Origin of the sequence: Leptospira borgpetersenii serovar Javanica (genome assembly GCF_003046425.1) — a bacterium.
Classification (GTDB): domain Bacteria; phylum Spirochaetota; class Leptospiria; order Leptospirales; family Leptospiraceae; genus Leptospira; species Leptospira borgpetersenii.
Genome location: NZ_QAJG01000017.1, coordinates 47501 through 63721, shown reverse-complemented (window position 1 = coordinate 63721; position 16221 = coordinate 47501). Strand labels below are relative to the sequence as shown.

The 16221-nt window shown below is 38.9% G+C and carries 12 protein-coding genes and 3 pseudogenes (1 of these 15 running past the window's edge); 7 read left to right on the top strand and 8 right to left on the bottom strand.

Going from position 1 to position 16221, the window contains the following annotated elements; genetic code table 11:
- Nucleotides 1-354: 354 nt before the first annotated feature.
- From lsa25.6 to CLV95_RS18630, 4 genes and pseudogenes are all read right to left on the bottom strand, one after another.
- Entirely contained in the window at nucleotides 355-1050 is a 696-nt protein-coding gene (lsa25.6, locus tag CLV95_RS13560) for an adhesin Lsa25.6 (protein ID WP_002734279.1), read from the bottom strand.
- Between the two features lie 1118 nt (nucleotides 1051-2168).
- Nucleotides 2169-2891, bottom strand: a complete 723-nt coding sequence (locus CLV95_RS13555; protein WP_002733934.1) for a PPK2 family polyphosphate kinase — start codon at nucleotides 2889-2891, stop codon at nucleotides 2169-2171.
- A gap of 17 nt (nucleotides 2892-2908) precedes the next feature.
- Nucleotides 2909-3187 (bottom strand): annotated as a pseudogene (locus CLV95_RS20120) (hypothetical protein); the annotation flags it as partial.
- A pseudogene (locus CLV95_RS18630) lies at nucleotides 3162-3331 on the bottom strand (ankyrin repeat domain-containing protein); the annotation flags it as partial. The pseudogenes CLV95_RS20120 and CLV95_RS18630, both read right to left, overlap by 26 nt.
- Before the next feature lie 567 nt (nucleotides 3332-3898).
- Here CLV95_RS18630 and CLV95_RS13535 point away from each other — a divergent pair.
- The 3 genes and pseudogenes from CLV95_RS13535 (at nucleotide 3899) to CLV95_RS13525 (ending at nucleotide 5310) form a co-directional block, all read left to right on the top strand.
- On the top strand, nucleotides 3899-4249 hold the full coding sequence (locus tag CLV95_RS13535; protein WP_002734239.1) for a PadR family transcriptional regulator: 351 nt from the start codon (nucleotides 3899-3901) through the stop codon (nucleotides 4247-4249).
- 2 nt (nucleotides 4250-4251) lie between these two features.
- A pseudogene (locus tag CLV95_RS13530) lies at nucleotides 4252-4757 on the top strand (hypothetical protein).
- Between the two features lie 7 nt (nucleotides 4758-4764).
- Complete coding sequence (locus CLV95_RS13525) at nucleotides 4765-5310, top strand: GyrI-like domain-containing protein (RefSeq protein WP_002734196.1); 546 nt, start codon at nucleotides 4765-4767, stop codon at nucleotides 5308-5310.
- 328 nt (nucleotides 5311-5638) lie between these two features.
- Here the strand turns inward: CLV95_RS13525 and CLV95_RS13520 are convergent, their stop codons facing one another.
- From CLV95_RS13520 to metG, 3 genes are all read right to left on the bottom strand, one after another.
- Nucleotides 5639-7330 (bottom strand): acyl-CoA dehydrogenase family protein, encoded by a 1692-nt coding sequence (locus tag CLV95_RS13520; RefSeq protein WP_002733931.1) that lies wholly within the window; start codon nucleotides 7328-7330, stop codon nucleotides 5639-5641.
- Between the two features lie 142 nt (nucleotides 7331-7472).
- Entirely contained in the window at nucleotides 7473-10103 is a 2631-nt protein-coding gene (locus tag CLV95_RS13515) for a [protein-PII] uridylyltransferase family protein (protein ID WP_002734071.1), read from the bottom strand.
- A 144-nt stretch (nucleotides 10104-10247) separates the two neighbouring features.
- Nucleotides 10248-12362, bottom strand: a complete 2115-nt coding sequence (gene metG / locus CLV95_RS13510; RefSeq protein ID WP_002734020.1) for a methionine--tRNA ligase — start codon at nucleotides 12360-12362, stop codon at nucleotides 10248-10250.
- A gap of 116 nt (nucleotides 12363-12478) precedes the next feature.
- Between metG and CLV95_RS13505 the strand changes: the two genes are divergently transcribed.
- Both CLV95_RS13505 and CLV95_RS13500 read left to right on the top strand, forming a co-directional pair.
- Nucleotides 12479-12982, top strand: coding sequence for a tellurite resistance TerB family protein (locus CLV95_RS13505; RefSeq protein ID WP_002730064.1), 504 nt, complete (start codon nucleotides 12479-12481; stop codon nucleotides 12980-12982).
- Between the two features lie 65 nt (nucleotides 12983-13047).
- Entirely contained in the window at nucleotides 13048-14022 is a 975-nt protein-coding gene (locus tag CLV95_RS13500; protein WP_002734109.1) for a hypothetical protein, read from the top strand.
- Nucleotides 14023-14246: 224 nt separating this feature from the next.
- Here CLV95_RS13500 and CLV95_RS13495 read toward each other — a convergent pair whose 3' ends face one another.
- A complete protein-coding gene (locus tag CLV95_RS13495) occupies nucleotides 14247-15419 on the bottom strand; it encodes an AraC family transcriptional regulator (RefSeq protein WP_002737204.1) in 1173 nt (390 codons plus the stop codon).
- A 301-nt stretch (nucleotides 15420-15720) separates the two neighbouring features.
- Here CLV95_RS13495 and CLV95_RS18625 point away from each other — a divergent pair, with 301 nt between their 5' ends.
- Nucleotides 15721-15915 carry a hypothetical protein gene (locus CLV95_RS18625; protein ID WP_133175062.1) on the top strand — a complete coding sequence of 65 codons (195 nt, stop codon included), beginning with the start codon at nucleotides 15721-15723 and terminating at the stop codon, nucleotides 15913-15915.
- 269 nt (nucleotides 15916-16184) lie between these two features.
- Nucleotides 16185-16221 carry the 5' end (the start) of a DUF1569 domain-containing protein gene (locus CLV95_RS13490; protein ID WP_002734182.1) on the top strand. It continues 542 nt past the right edge of the window, so the window shows 37 of its 579 coding nt (coding positions 1-37); it begins with the start codon at nucleotides 16185-16187; the stop codon falls past the right edge of the window.

Below are 16221 nucleotides of genomic sequence, written 5' to 3'. Positions count from 1 at the left end.
AAAATCATACTTCTTGCAAGTAAAAAGCCTCATTCTTGTCGGAACACTTGAAAAATATCAGTTTTTGATCCTTATGATCCCAAAAGCCTTCTTAACTTGTGGGTAACGTTATGGCTTCCTACGGGTCGCTCTGAAGGTCGTGTTCAAAACTCGACAGAACACTCCCTATGGATCGTATTTTGGACCCGGGTTTGAAGATAAAAAATAACCCGGAGATTTTCTCCCTTCAAAATATATTTTAGAAAATTGGAATATACTTGATTTCTATTTATTGATGAGGGTTGAAAAACGTGGTCTTGTTTTTTGTCGGATTGATTCAAATGCTTTCTTACATGGACCCACGTTATTTCAACTTTAATTTACTGGAAAAAGGCTTTGGCTGATCAACGCTTGATAGCGAGGATTTGCGATTTGTTTCGGATTTAAAACCCAAGAATTACTCACCGACATCGGACTAAAATCCTTTTTCGAGACTTCCTCTCCCTTTTGGAGTTTTGCGAAATTTTCCAACATACGATCTTGATTGGTCAATATTTGATCCGGTTTTCCATCCTCGTTTGAGTCTAACTCCATCCGAGCTTCCGGAAAAATCCATAAACTTGGTTTACCTTTTCCATAAAGATCCACTTCCACATGTGCCACGATCCGCATCGTTTCCTTGGGAATGGCGGATGCGTTGTAATAAACCATCGACTCCCAACGACCGTCCTCATCCAAATCGTTTTGTTCGATCAATTTTCTGTTGCCCGGACCGTACCAAGTTCGACTGTGGTTTCCCTTTCGGATGAGTTCCTCAAAAAAGACAAGACTCGCTTTTGGATCCTTATCATCTCCTCGGACCCAGGTCCAAAGATCCGTTTTACCGTCCAAATCCGAATCTGTTCGAACCATCACGAGTAATTTTTCGGGTTGAAGAACGAAGGCGGTTTGATTTTTTTTATCTTTGTCGATTACGCCTAAATCGCTTATTTTTATCCTGTCGTCTTTGCAAGAGGATAAAACAAGTAGCACAAGTTCTAAATTCAAATTTTTAATTATACTGAATTTCATTTTGAACTCCTTATACCAGGTTAAATATCGGGTGTCTATATAAAATAAAAAAACAACAATCAACTTGGAGTTTACTATAAAATGGTAAGGTTCGGTTTAAAGAAATCCGGAGATGTCTGCTTATAGAAACTTGCAGTCTTTATAAAAAACGAGAGTAGTTGATGCTTTTGATTCCCATATATGTTTAGGCACGGCGTTTTAAGTTATTATCTTTTCAATTATTTTCTGTGCTTGGAACTTGGGCGCTCTATCGCGGATACTCGGGGAGTTTTCCGCAGGTCTTACAGCAATATTCTTCGCCTAGACTTGCTCACAACCGAGTCACTCAAAGACTCCGCTTAGAACCGGAAACCTAAACCTATTTTCATACTTAAAAATTGGGTGTCATCGCGAAGATTATAGAAATGTAACTAACGTGAGTTCGATATAGGAAAGTTTGGGCGAATCGCTCCCAAATTTTATAGTAAAAACGGCTCGCGACTTGAAACACTTTCGTAAAAAGTGTTTCATCTGAATTTTTCAAGTTAAAGTGCTGCTTTCTCTATGGATTGCAGTATAATCATCGCTTTCGCATTGATTACACCTAACTCACATTAGGATAAATCAGCTACAATCATTTGCTACTCGGGCACATGAAAAAATACTATAATGAGTTTATTTCAAACGTTAGAATATTGATCTCCTTCGAAAAAGCCAACGATTCTGGATTTGGCGTAATTTTGTGAGGACTTCTTATCTTTACAAAGTTGCCCGTTAATTTTCGGTACCATTTTCATGCGCCCGAGGAGTAAAAGGCGGCTTTGTGCCAAAATTCACGATAGCCGGGATTTAGTAGAATAGACCCTAAGTTGATGATTCACTTTGGAAAAAGTATTAAAGCGGCCGTTTCCTCCAAGCCTTAGAAACTATAAAACTGATTTTGGATTTATCCTGGGAAATTAGAAGAGGGAGCTTGTGTTATTATATTAGAGTTGTTGAAAAATTCCATGATTCAGATTAACAAAACCGCTTCAAACGTCCATTTTAATGCAGCAGAAACGGATAAAGAATTAATTCTTCAACAACTCTATTTTATAATATTAAAAATAATTTATATATTTATCCGGCCTTGGCTACTTTTAGGAAGAAACGATTTTTTTGAGTTCTTTACAAAGAATTTTTGCGACTTGATGATTCCGGAACCACTTTTTATCCGAGGGGATTAGGCTCCATTCCTTAGTTTGATTTTTATCATTCAAGATCATTTCATAAGCAGATTGATAATCCTCCCAACGATCCTGAGTGGTTTGATCAGACGGATCATATTTCCAATTTTTATTTGGATCATAAAGTCTTTCCTGAATCCTTTCTTGCTGTTCTTTTTTGGAAATATGTAGGAAGAATTTTAAAATGACGGTTTTGTTTTCTCTGGAAAGATGTTCCTCGAAATCCCGGATTGATTTCATTCTTTCTTTGATTCTTTTATCGGTAAGAGTTCCTTGTATCTTCGGCATCAATACGTCTTCATAATGAGAACGGTTATGAATGTAGATCATACCTTTTGAAGGAACGAATTTATGAATTCTCCAAAGAAAATCGAATTGTGCTTCTTCGGAATTCGGCTTTGCCCAGGATTTAACATAACACCCTTGGGGATTGATTCCCTTGAAGACGTGTTTTATCGTTCCATCTTTGCCTGATGTATCCACTCCTTGTAGAAGAATGAGGATCGAATATTTTTTCTGAGCATATAATATTTCCTGAAAATAGGGGAGGTGTCGAATATACTTCTCTGTTTTTTGAAGAATCTTTTCTTTGATCGTATTTTTTGGAGGAAGAGTGTCTATTTCCTTAAGGAGCATATTATGTTTCCTTATGATTATTTTTTGAATAAATCGATCACGGATAACGTAGGCTTACGAACGAACGAAAAATTGGCAACGAAGAAAGTTTCAAAAGTTGGAATATGAGATTCAATTCCTTGCCGACGAAAAGTTCGGTTTTTTCTTTTATAGACGGGTTGGTCGAAAAGCCAAAATAAAAAAGGAAGATCCCGTTTTAAATCGGAAGAAAAGGAATTTTTCGAACCTGAAACTGCGTCCCTAAAAAGAGAAATCGCCTCTTCCCGGGTTTTAGGTTTCTCCCAAGGTATTGGAGATTTTTTTCTAAATTTTGCAAACAAAAATAGATTGAAAAAATGCATTGTTTCTAAGATCAAAAGAACGATTCTAACTTTTCTAGTCAAAACTTCGATCCATTCCGCTAGATCTAAAAGTTTTTGACTGAAGGTCAAGGAAAGATTTGTTTAATCGATATTAAGAACTTGTCCCAAAACTTGAAAAGAAATCAGCACAATCATTTCATAAGCTCGTAATAGAGCGTGAGAATTCCCGCAGATCATGTTCCTTGGACAGTTTATCGGCTTTCAAATGGACCTATTGTTGGAACACTTTTGTAGGAGTTCCTACATCCGAAGTTTTGGGACAAGTTCTAAACAGACAAAATCCACGATTGGAAGATGGTTCACGGAATCCGCGAGAGTTTTTCTTCTCCCGGAACATCTTTACGAGAAAAATTCTTCTGTTATTAAAAAGCGTCTTTGCAACCAGATTGTGTTATTATAATGCTGATGATCAGATATTGAGATAAAAACCGGTCGTGTAAGGGGCGGAACTTATTTTAGAATGTTCAATACCCTGGCCGCCAAAAAAGAAACGACGAGGTGTTTTCTTGTTTTATGGTAAATACTTCACATTCTAACCCACGATTTTCAAGCTCAGAAGGGGGCCATTTTGTCTTATGTTTTGAATAGTGAAAGATACTTTCGAAAAATGCTTGAGTCCAAATTAGATATATCCATAATGGATATATGACTCTCAAAAAGGAATCCGTTGAAGCAAAAGGAATTACTCCTGCAATGTTTCATATTCTCCTTTCCTTAGCGGAGGGACCGCAACATGGATATGGAATTGGAAAATCGATAGAGACTTCCTCGGGAGGGAACTTCCGCCTTGGACCTGGAACTTTGTATAGAACCTTGGAATCAATTCGCGGTTTTGGTTGGATTCGATATTCGAGGAGAAAAATACTAGAAAATGATGACACAAGAAGGCTTTACTACGAGATCACTTCCGATGGAAAAGAAATACTAGTTTCCGAACTTAAAAAGTTGGAAGTAACCTTAAAAAAAGCGAAAAAGTTAAAGCTTCTAGGGAATTAAAAATGGTTTTTCGATGTTTTCAAATTCTTATCCAAATTGTGTATCCAGCTTCTCATTCTAAAAGAATGAAGGATGCCCTTCGGATTCATTTGGAGGATTCTTATCGGGATGGATCTTTTCGAATATTTTATTTATTTGATATTATTGCTTCGGGTTTACAGGAAAGAATGTCCACTGAGAGAAGGTCGTTTCGACTTTTATGGGAATACGATCATAGATCCGCTTTCGGGCTTATGATACTGATTCCGTGGAATTTATTTTTAATTATGGTTTTTGCAAGTTTGTTCATAAGGGGGCCGGGATGGTTGAAATTTTTTCATGATTTCCCCTATAAAGAAACGATTCTGTGGAATTTTTTCTTCTTTTTTTATTATTTCTTGGAGGAATTCTACTTGTCCAAGATCTGCTTCTTTTAAAAAAGAAACGATCCGTTTTTAAGAGATATTCTTACATGTTCTATATAAATATGAGTTTGATAGTCCCTTTCTTTCTAATTTTAATTCTTTGAGGAGTTTATGAAAATTTTTGCGTTGAGTGTTTTAGTTTTGGGATTGTTGCTTGTTGTTTTCTTGTTTTACATGGGCGCGTTCGATCGAGTTCGGATTCAGGAAGAAGTGAAGGGACCTTTTTACGTTCTCTCTCATGAAAGGGTCGGCGATTATAGAAACGTCGGCCTTACGTTTGAAGTGCTTCAAAAAGAGTTACCAGAAAAAGGAATCCGTGATTTTAAATTGTTCTCCATTTATTTGGATAATCCCAATGACGTTCCGAAGGAAAAACTACGATGCGAAGTAGGTGCACTTTTTGCGGAGCCATTGTCAAAAGTTCCCGAAGGGCTTTCTTTGGATCTTAAAACAAGAACCATTCCTTCCCGAAAATATATCTTTGCGGAATTCCCTTTGAAAAACTTTCTTTCCATCTTTCTCGGAATCTATAAGGTTTATCCGAAACTTTTTAGACTCTGCGAAGAAAGAGGTTGTGATTTAAAAGGAAGGGCATCAATGGAAATCTACGAACCTCTCACGGAACACAAGACAACGTATCTACTTCCTATGGATTGAAAATTCTTACGAAAGCGATACTTATGCTGCGATCCATAGTGAGCAGTACTTTAGTTTGGAAATTCCGAAAGAATTGGAATGGAGCCTTGCTTGCAAAGGCTCCATTTGCCCAAATTTTTTACAGCATTCACGTTAACTTATAGTAGCAAAGTACATTGAGTTTTGAGAGATCCATCGAGTTTTTTGCCGCAATGCAACGGATCAGGCCATTTTTGCGAAATATGATCGGAACAAGTCGTAAAAAAGTCGAGAAACGGAATCCGTGGATTTTTTTAGAGTCGCACGGATCACGATAGTCTGAGTTTATGAGCAAATTCTAAAATTCTTTTTAGAAATGAATCACCGATTTGAGGCGTTCGGCGTTTCCTGAAAAACTTCCTACTTTTGAAAACGAGTGAGAAGAATGGATCAAATCCAGATAACCGTCTCGAAATATGGACATATCCTTTTGAAGATTTGGAGAGTTTTTACCGGAAAGGTCCGATAGGGCCGCTAGAGAGAACGTTTCAAAAGCTAAATCCGCGATGTAAATCCGATTCAGATCCAATTCTTCTGAACTTGAATTGTCCAGTAATTCTTGTAAAAGCGCCGATTTTTTCCGGATCGTTTCCGCGGCTTTTGAATCCGTTATCTCTTCCACATATCTGAAGAACGCTTTTGCCACCTTTTCCCTTTTAAATCCGCGAAGAACGTGTTCGCTTAACAGTAGATGTGTTCCTTCCCACGTCTCATTGATGATGGAATCGTTATGTAATCTGGGAAGTGCGGAGAAATCCCCCACAATTCCGTTACCGCCCAATACAAGGATCGAATTGTATGTAATCTCAGTGGAAGTAGCGGAGCATTTATACTTCAAAAGAGGAGCCAGTATTTCTCCTGCAAGTTTTAACGGTTCTGGAGTATGAAAATGCCTAAAGATGGAAGTCAACATTGCGGTGTGTTTGAGTCTTTGATCGCTTAGCTGCTTTAGTAAAGAAGAAAATTCTAATATTTTACTTCCATAGGCGGTTCTAAACTTTGCGTATTCATAGGCCTCCATCCAGGCTCTTCTGGAAATTCCGGAGGCAGCAAGCGATACGTGTAATCTAGAAATTCCGATCACATATTTCATAAGGTTCGCAATTCCGTGGGCAGGTCTTCCTAGGGCTTCTGCTTCGACTCCGTCATAAATAATTTCGACGGTAAGCTTTCCTCTGGAACCGATAATGTCTTTTTTGCGGAGAATGTGATGTCCGTTTAAAGTTCCATCATCTTTGATTCTCGGGACTAAAAACATTCCGATCGTGTTTGTATCTTCCACTCTTGCCGTGGTTACCCAAAGATCTCCCGGATTGGAGCAGAACCATTTTTCTCCGGTAAGAATCCATTTGCCGTTTTCCTGTTTCCTTGCGATCGTTCGATTTGCGCTTACGTTGGAACCGCCGACTCTTTCGGTCACGTACTGTCCCGCCATAAAGTGAGAATCGCTTCCTTCTCCTGCGACAAGAGATAGGTATTTGTCTTTTTGTTCGGGAGTTCCAAGCGCTTCCAAAACTTTGATCATACCTTCGGTCATTGCAAGAGGGCAAGTGACTCCTCCTTCTCCGTTTTGGTTGGCAAGATAGGCGAGCGCGTAACGATGTAAGTCGGTGAAAGGATGTTTCCAGGAGGAATGATAATTGAGATTGACGATTCCATAGTCATAGGAAATTTTCCTGGAAAGTTTTTGTTCGTTCGAATACATCACCGCGTCGATTCGATTTCCCGTTCGATCGTATTTAACGACTTCTCCATACTTTCCTTCTTTGTGGGAAGCTTCCGTGAGTTCGTCGAGAACTCCTCCTACTAAAGCGCCATAGCCTATGAGATGTTCGATCATCGCTTTCTTGTGTGCGACATCATAATCTTTGGAATATTTTTCCACAAGCACCTGTAATACTCGGTCTTCTTCGTAAAAATTCTTTCCTCGATTGCCGCGATAATTCGAAATATCAAAAGGCGCAAGGCCTGGATTCGCGGTTTGATTTAAAGGATACTGCATCATTCTCTCCTAATTCGCTGAACTTTTTTAGAAGCGAATCACTCTATCTTTGCTTTTAAAAGGAAATTCTTTGGAAAGTATAAGTCCACCTTCGTTTTCAAGCGAGCGAAAAAAGGATTCAATGGAACGCGGAAATTTTCATTCAAAAATGAATTTCTTCTAAAATTTGTTCTCTAAATTGGATCGTAAGAATTTTTTCCCGCAATGTAAAGAGTAAATTCGAATCCTCCAACTTGGTTCCGTTGGAGGTTTGAAGATAAAAAGAATCGTATGCGTAATCGGCGCTGGTCGATACTCTCAGATAACGAACTTTTAAATCCAGATAAAGAATAATTTGGAGAATTCTGTAAACTAGACCTACTACGTCCGGCATTCTTACTTCCATGATGGTTACATCCGGAAGATCGTCGTTATAAAATAGAACTGATCGATTGATAATACTTTCCGGAGTGGGTTTTCGTGGATTCCAATCAGTCCTTTCAAAGGCGATGCTTTCCCGTTTTAAATTTCCGTAAGAGATTGACTTAAGTTTTGCTTCTACTCGATCCAGTTTTTCGTTCGGAAGATTTCCACCCCCTGTCGAATCCGTCAGTTGGACCGTGGTGATCCAATATTCTCCGAAAGTATAACTTTTCATTCCTAAAAGACTGAGACCCTCGGAGGAAACGGCGCAGGATAAATCCAAGAGAATTTCGGATTGATTTGCGGTTACCACGTCGATCGTTACGAAAGCCGGATCTTGCTCCGTTTCGAACGTCGTTCCAAGAGACGGGTTTTGCGCGAGTGTTCCGATCGATTTAAAATTTCTTAATATTTTACGATTGGATACCGTATTGAGATACGAAGAGGGCGTTACTTCGTCCGCGAACGCGACGATGGATTTGACGATCTCTTCGTCTAGGTCTTCTTTGGCTACGAGATAACTCCTAAAATTCTCCAACTGAATGTTTCGGGTAGGACCTGCTTCCCACAAGTCGCCCTTCGAGTCGCTTGCGAAATACGGAATCGTATTTTGATAAAGAGTGTTTAATATCGAACTCTTCCAATTTGTGAGAACCCCCGTTCCTACGGACTTCGTGTCGATTACGGTGAGAATATAAAGTTTTCTTAATCTTTCTCTGGTTCCCACGATTCTCGCAAAATCCATGATTAATTTCGGATCTCCTATGTCCCTTTTCGAGCTCAACTCCGACATAAGAGTGTGTTTTTCCACGAGAAAGCGGCAGAGAGCCGTGTCTTCATCGTCGAGTCCGAGTCTGTCCCCTACGGAAACTACAAGTTCGGCTCCATATTCGGAGTGGTCTCCTTCTTTTACTTTTCCGGCGTCGTGAAGCAGGATAGCAAGAGCCAAAAGTTCGATCTTAGAACATTCCTTATAAACCTTTTGCACTTCGGCGTCTTCGAATTCTCCCTTATCCAGAAGGTCGAGTTCATGCAAAATTAATAATGTATGTTCGTCTACGGTGAATTCGTGATGGTAACTGAATAAAGGAAAATTGGTACAGGCTCCAAATTCGGGGAGAATTGCTTCTAAAACTCCGGATTCGTGCATCAACTTCAAAACTCTTCCTCTCTGGGAAGGGGTTCTTAAAATTTTTATAAATTCTTCGTTTACTTCGGAAGCATATTTAAAGTCGTCATCCAAAAAATTCGCCGCAAATCGAAATTCGTTTAACAATGTTCCGGAGATTTGTACGTTTTTTTCCTGAATCATTCTAAAAGAACGCATAATGTCCCGGTAGATCGTATGCGGGTTCGTAAATAATGTTCCGATCACAGGAGGAAAAACGGTATCCCCGATCCTAAAAAAATGAAGATCTTCGTAGGAAAAACTTTCGCCTTTGGAGTTCTTTCTTTTTTCGATAATGGAATCCAAATAAGTACGGATGATGAAATAGATGTTTTTCTGGTGATGATACAAGGTATGCATGAATTTTTCAACGGAAGAAAGTTCTTCTTTTTTTCCGTAGCCCAGATATTCCGCAACTTCTTGCTGAAGACTAAGATCTAAACGATCCGTTTTTCGGGCAGTGAGTATGTGCATCGCGATTCTTACCCGTAAGATGAAATCGTAGGCTTCTTGTAGAAGTTGGATTTCTCCTCTTTGAAAAACCGGAAGTATGGACAATCCCCCTAGAGAAGGAAGATTTCGGACGGATTTTTCCATCCAAAACATATATTGGATGTCCCGGAGTCCGCAAAGATCCGTTTTCAGATTCGGTTCGCTTAACAAAATAGGACGTTCTTCGTTAAGAAATCGGGAAGTTAAAATCTCCTCTTTGATTTCATTGTAACGTTTTGTCCATTTTACGGGAAGTTTTTCCAGAAAATCGGTTTTAAACTTTTCGAATAAGGTTTTTGACCCAGTAAGAAAACGAGCGTCTAAAAAAGCGTGATAAGAAGACATATCGTCCAGGTATCGAAAACATTCCTTGATCGTTCTACAGGAATGTCCGACTACTTTTCCAGAGTCATAGAGATATGTGTTGATCTTGGATATAACTGATTCTAGTCTTTGTTCTTTGATTCCGTTGTGTAAATACAATAGGTCGATATCGGAATGCGGAGCCACTTCCATCCTTCCGTACCCTCCTAACGCGACGATACAGAGTTTGTCTTTGGATTTTAATCCCACTTTGGAACTTTCAAACTTGGAAAGGATAAAGGAATCTACGATATGAGTCAATTGTCTGGATACGAGTCGGCCGCCGACGTTCTTACTCTTTTCCAAGAGCCTCTGAAAACTGTATGAGATATCCAATTGTAAAGGCATATTATTTTACAAATGAGTCCGGACTTTATCAATATATTAGAATTAATTGAAAATGCAAGTTCTTATAGATCGTTTTATTTTCAATCCCGGATTACCCTAACTGATGGAAGATGGAAGCTATATTCTTGCAGAACGGACGACCGTTTATTTCAATCGATCTCCCGGTCTAGCGTCCTTGTGAGGAACGAATAAACTCAAGGATTCTCCTTCGCCGGAAGCGAGTAACATCGCCTCTGAAATCCCGAACTTCATCTTTCTCGGTTTCAGGTTGGCGACAACGACAACTTTCAAACCCTTGAGATTCTCCGGTTGATATGCGATTTTGATACCCGCAAAAACGTTTTTAATCCCGAGTTCGCCTAAATCCACTTTTACATTTACGAGTTTGTCCGCTCCTTCGACCGGTTTCGCTTCCACGATTTCGCCGACTCTTAGTTCCACTTTAGAGAGTTCTTCGATCGAAATTTCGATTCCTTCTTCTTTGTTGGAGGATTTGGGAATTTCTTCTTTTTTCGGATGTTCGGATTGTTTATTTTCTTCCAACATAACTTTGATTGCCTTTTCGTCCACACGTTTGGTGATCATTTCGTACGGATTTATTTTCGTTTTTTCTAATATTCTAGATTTATCCAGATCTTTGAATTCGGGAGATCCTTTCAAATTCAGTAACTTATAGATTTGTTCCGAGATTTTCGGGACAACGGGATAGAGATAAATCGCGAGAAATCTGCTTGCATTCAAAACGGCCGTCACGATTTCCCTCGCCTTTTCCGGATTTTCTTTGATAAGTTTCCAAGGGGCGTTGTCGTTTACGTAACGATTTACCCGATCTCCCAAACGGGTGATTTCCCTCATAACTTTCGCGTAATTCCTCTGTTCGTATGCAGTTTTTATAATGTTTTGAATCGAGTCGTCTCTGGTACCTGTTTTAACCGGTTGAGTAAGAATTTCTTCAAGGAGTGCGAGTCCTTCTTCGGAAACGGTTCCTAATGTTCTATCCAATGTATCCAAAATTGTGGTGGAGACTCTAGAAACAGAGTTGATCAAGTTCCCTACTAGATCCGCGTTGACTTTATTTACGAAGTCGTCAAAAGAAAGATCGATATCGTCCATTCCGGGACCTAATTTAGCGGCTAGATAAAAACGAAGATGTTCCGCATCCAAGAATTTCGCGAACGTCTTCGCTTTGATGAAAGTGCCGCGAGATTTGGACATCTTCTCTCCGTTCACACCGATAAAACCGTGGACATGGATTTTAGAAGGCGATCGATAGCCGCTTCCTTCCAACATCGCAGGCCAAAATAAAGTATGAAAGTACAAAATATCCTTGCCGATAAAGTGGACGATTTCCGAATTTCTATCCTTCCAAAAGGAATCGAACTTATTCGGTTCGTTCGGAAAATTCTTTTCAAAGAAGTTTTTGGAGGAAGCCATGTAGCCGACCGGAGCGTCTAACCAAACGTAAAAATATTTATTTTTCTCACCTGGAATTTCAAAGCCGAAATAAGGCCCGTCCCTAGAAATGTCCCAGTCTTGCAAACCTGCGTCGAACCATTCTTTTAATTTCTTCTTAACCCCTTCCGATTCGGAAACGGCTTCGCTTGTTTCTATCCATGATTGTAAATCGAAATCCACATTCGATTGTTCCGTCTTTTTATGAAAGTTCCCGAGTTTAAAAAAGATATGATCCGAGTTCTTGACGACGGGAGGAGTTCCACATAAAGTGCAGTGGGAATCGATCAAATCTTTCGGATTGTATGTCGCCCCGCAAACTTCGCAATTATCTCCGTATTGATTTTTCGAGTTACAATTAGGACAGGTGCCTTTGATAAAACGATCGGGGAGAAACATCCGATCTTTTTCACAGTAAGCTTGTTCGATACTTCTTTTCGAAATATGGCCTTTCTCTTTCAATTTCAGGTAAATATCTTTGGAAATTTCTTGATTCGCTTTTGAATGTGTGGAATCATAATTATCGTAATTAATTCCGAAAGAAGTTAGGTCTGTATAATGTTCTTGCCCGACTCTTTCGATGAGTTGTTCCGGAGTTATTTTCTCTTTGCGTGCCGCTAACATTACGGGAGTTCCATGCGTATCGTCCGCACAGAAAAAATAACATTCGTTTCCGATCGCTTTTTGAAAGCGAACCCAAATATCCGTTTGAATACCTTCCAATACGTGGCCTAAATGGATCGGTCCGTTTGCATAAGGAAGTGCGGAAGTAACTAATATTTTTCTTTGAATGGAAGAAGAGTTCACAAAAGTCAGGTTCTTAAAATTTAGGTCAAAATCAACGTCTTTCTTTTCGGATTTTCATTGCAAAATCAATAGTTCGGATAGAATTTTCTGAAAACCTGGAGGAAACCGAGATGCCAATGGAGAACCTTTCATCCCTTGCAAGTAAAGTCCTGCCGGGACATGAATTCTATGAAAAGTTCAGAGAAGAAATGGACCCGGAACAAGAGATATTCCATTTGAAGATGAACTATGCAAAGGTTCTCGTCAGCATTTGGTCTTATTCCTGTATGGCCGACGGAATCTTTCATCAAAAAGAAGGAAGTCTTGTCGGGCAGATGGTGAAAGCGCTTTTTGAGGAAGGTTGTATCTTCTTCGATCATCAAGGCGAAAAAACTTCCATCATCAGCGAGTTGTCGGATGTGTTTGAAAATCCTCTTCCCGTAAAAACGGTTCGTAATTTTTCGGAAGGAAATCCGATCATGGCGGCCGGTTTTTACGAAGATGCCTGCGTCATCGTATCGATGGACGGAGCTCTTACGAAAAAAGAAAGGGAATTCTTGGATGATCTCGCGAAGGAACTCGAAATATCTTCGATGGATAAGAAGAATATCGAAAGTAGAATTCTTGAGAAAAAGAAGTAAACCTATCTTTTGAGAAACGGTCGCTTTTTATTATTTCAAACATCCCGTTTCAAGGAATCAGCTCCGTGAATTGGGTGGAGGAAACGTTATTATATTTTTTCATCATTTACGCCGTGTTTCAGTTTCTAGTTTCCGGGCCGGTTCTGCAACTTCTCATTAATTTTTTTTCGTTTCGTCATTTCAAATTTCGATGGTTTTCTTCCGGAGTGATACTTCCGATCTTGTATGTGGTTTCCAGAAACTGTAGGATCGAGTTCCCCGGAATATTGAAAACGGATCAGGTTTATGCGAGAGTTTCCTCTTTAAATCTGAAAATCGAGTTTTTTCCCCTTTTCAGAGGAAAATTGAAAATCTCCTCTTCTATATTCAAAAATTTTCATATGGATTATACGAATATCATCAGTTCTTATAAAAAAATGGGACTGATGCCTAAACGTGGAAAGATCGTATTTCAGAATATGAGAATGGAAAACGGATCAATTTCGATTGTGGATAAAACCTTAACCCCTACTTATGCGATTCAATTACACGATATTGCGATCGAAGGCGGATATATGGATTTTGGATCTCCTCTTGAAGTCCTATTTAGAACCAAAAGCGGAACTTGTAGGCTCGGTAAAAGAGGTTCCCTTAAAATCGGAGTATTAGAGGGAGAAACCAGGGGATTTTTATCGTTAAGCGACATTACTTGGTCGGAACTTGCGGGATTACAAGTGATTCCGCTTCCTTTTCTCAAAAACAGGGTTCAGATTTATGTGGAATTCAAACATATCAATTTGGATGAAACGATCTTGGAAGGAACTCTAATACATTTCGCTCCACATTCTCAAGATAAACCGGAACAGAGTTATCCCTTTCATTTTACGATTGTATGGCAGAATTATAACTTACCTTTCGATCTTGCACTCAGAGAACTCGTATTGGAATTATTCCTCAAAATCAAATTAAAAGGAGTGATGACGAGGATGCTTCAAACCGTAGCAAAAGGATTATATATGATCATAGGAAAAAATCGTTCTTACAAACACGATTCGCTCTGATATATGCATAATAAATTTATAATATATCTTCCTTCCTTTTCCTGTGATCGAAAGAACCGAGTTATTTCGTGATTGCGTTTCGTTTCGGTCGCCGCGTCATTTTGATCTCTGCGCGAAAATTTTTCTGATGGTGGCGTCTCCTAGACAAAATCAATCTATGGATCGGCAGAACTAAGGCCAAACGCCTCTCTATGGGGCGGCGTTTAGGACAGACGTGTAGTTTTTTAGATCGAATGGGAATATCTGGTAGAGGAACTCAAGTTACCCATTTTGTCTTCCTTACTTTTGTAGTTGGGAAGATTTTCTTCTCGGAAAGCTTTTGGAGATTTTTTAACTTCTTTCAAAAATGCCCTATGAAACGCGGAAGAAGAACTAAAACCGACAGCCATTCCGATCGAAAGAATGGAACGGTCGGGCTCGTCAAGTAACATGACTTCCGCCTCCTTCACCCGGTGGTGGTTTATAAAGGAATTGAAATTCATGCCCATGTGCTCGTTCAAAAAAGCGGAGAGATGATGTACGGAAAGCCCCATCTCCGACGCTAAAGACGGAAGCCGGAGGTCTTCATCAAGATGAATTTTTTCACTCTGCATCAATTCCGTGAGTTTACTTTCGACTTTTTCGATGTTAAGGTCTTCCAAAAGAGATTTTTTGTCCTGAACGGAATCTCGTCGAGAAATGTTTTGGTTCGAGATTCTTTCTTCAGGTGAGTCGCTGACCAATAAAAGTTCGTTTTGAGTTCTTTGAATATTGGAGAGCATAGAAATACATTCACTTAAAATAATTGGAGAAAGAATCAGAAAATAATAATTAATTTTATTGATCGGCTCGATGATTTTTATGCCTTCAAAATGACGAAACATTTCCGTGAGTTTGATGACGAGCAGTAAACTAATGCAAGGAAGAATTTTTATTAGGGCTTTTTTGTTTTTGGCAGAACGTAAAAAAATTAAGACATGAAATAGAAGACAAATGAAAAATAGAAAGATCCCTAAAGATACTACTTCGGATAGATTAGGAATTTTGAATTCACCAAGTAAATCCCAAAGGACAACGATGGCCGCAGTGGAAGCAAAACTGTGCAGAAATAATCTCCGAAGAACTGTAAAGTTAGTGTAAATATACCGGAAATTATCGTTCTTCGCACTTGTGGCAAAACTTATAAATAAGAAAACAACTGCAATTGAAAAGTAAGTGTAAAAATACTGAGCCAATTTCTTTGCAAGAGTATTTTCCGAGATGAAAATCGTGGCCGTAAAAGACCAAAAAGTACAGGCCATTAAGAAAAACAAAACCGGGACAACGATATTCTTTTGTCTGTTGCTTTTGAGAATTCCGAATACGGCAATCATAAAGTATAACGTCGCCGCTAAAGAATAATATTCAATCTCTTCCACATTCGAATCCTTTTGTTGTTTTAGTTCCTATTGCTCCCAGAAACGCTTTTTTCTATAGGGAAAAAATATTTTTTCCGTTTGATTATGCAAACAATTCTTTCAAGAATATACTTTGCTATTCTTATAAGCAAATGTTTTTCCCCGTACAGGTTATAACAAAATGCTTCCGAGCTTTTGCATGTTTTTTGAAAGTTATAGATTGAACTGCTTTTTACTACTTCTTCGCTTTAGGAAAGGATTTACAAATTGGATTCTGTACAGACTTTTCGTGCTAATTGGGAGTGATAGCTCAAAGCTCCAAATGGAAATAGATTTGTGCTTTACTTTAATCTGGGAGCGTTTGTATTTAAGAACGGATCTTGGTTTTGATTATTTGGAATTAAAGCCTGGTATATGCAAAAAAACTAAAGTTATTGACTTTTTCTTCGGTTTCCGGGAAAAAATTTCGGAAGAACTCAAACAAAATGGGGCTTTCTCAAAAACCTATGATCCCTGAGATGGCGAGATCGAACGGATTCAATGGCTGAGTGATAAAATTTTCCGTTTCCTACCTTGTTTGCAAAGCGGGGATTTTATTTTTTTACCAGAATCGAGACGGATGATCAAGTTCAAAAATCCTCCTGAGATTCGACTTTACCGATTTATACATAATAGGTAACATGAGTTTTGAGACTAATCCCTGTTTAGACGCAGGATTCGAAGTGTCTTGTTATATCATTCTTAATAAGAACGTTTTTATTGGAAACCATAAGAAGAGAAATCTATATGCAGAAACTTAATAGAAGGGAATTTTTGAATTCTT

Excerpts from the sequence above, each read along its gene's own strand:
- lsa25.6 (WP_002734279.1), bottom strand. The coding sequence starts at position 1,050 with ATGAAATTCAGTATAATTAAAAATTTGAATTTAGAACTTGTGCTACTT.
- CLV95_RS13555 (WP_002733934.1), bottom strand. The coding sequence starts at position 2,891 with ATGCTCCTTAAGGAAATAGACACTCTTCCTCCAAAAAATACGATCAAA.
- CLV95_RS13535 (WP_002734239.1), top strand. The coding sequence starts at position 3,899 with ATGACTCTCAAAAAGGAATCCGTTGAAGCAAAAGGAATTACTCCTGCA.
- CLV95_RS13525 (WP_002734196.1), top strand. The coding sequence starts at position 4,765 with ATGAAAATTTTTGCGTTGAGTGTTTTAGTTTTGGGATTGTTGCTTGTT.
- CLV95_RS13520 (WP_002733931.1), bottom strand. The coding sequence starts at position 7,330 with ATGCAGTATCCTTTAAATCAAACCGCGAATCCAGGCCTTGCGCCTTTT.
- CLV95_RS13515 (WP_002734071.1), bottom strand. The coding sequence starts at position 10,103 with ATGCCTTTACAATTGGATATCTCATACAGTTTTCAGAGGCTCTTGGAA.
- CLV95_RS13505 (WP_002730064.1), top strand. The coding sequence starts at position 12,479 with ATGGAGAACCTTTCATCCCTTGCAAGTAAAGTCCTGCCGGGACATGAA.
- CLV95_RS18625 (WP_133175062.1), top strand. The coding sequence starts at position 15,721 with ATGGAAATAGATTTGTGCTTTACTTTAATCTGGGAGCGTTTGTATTTA.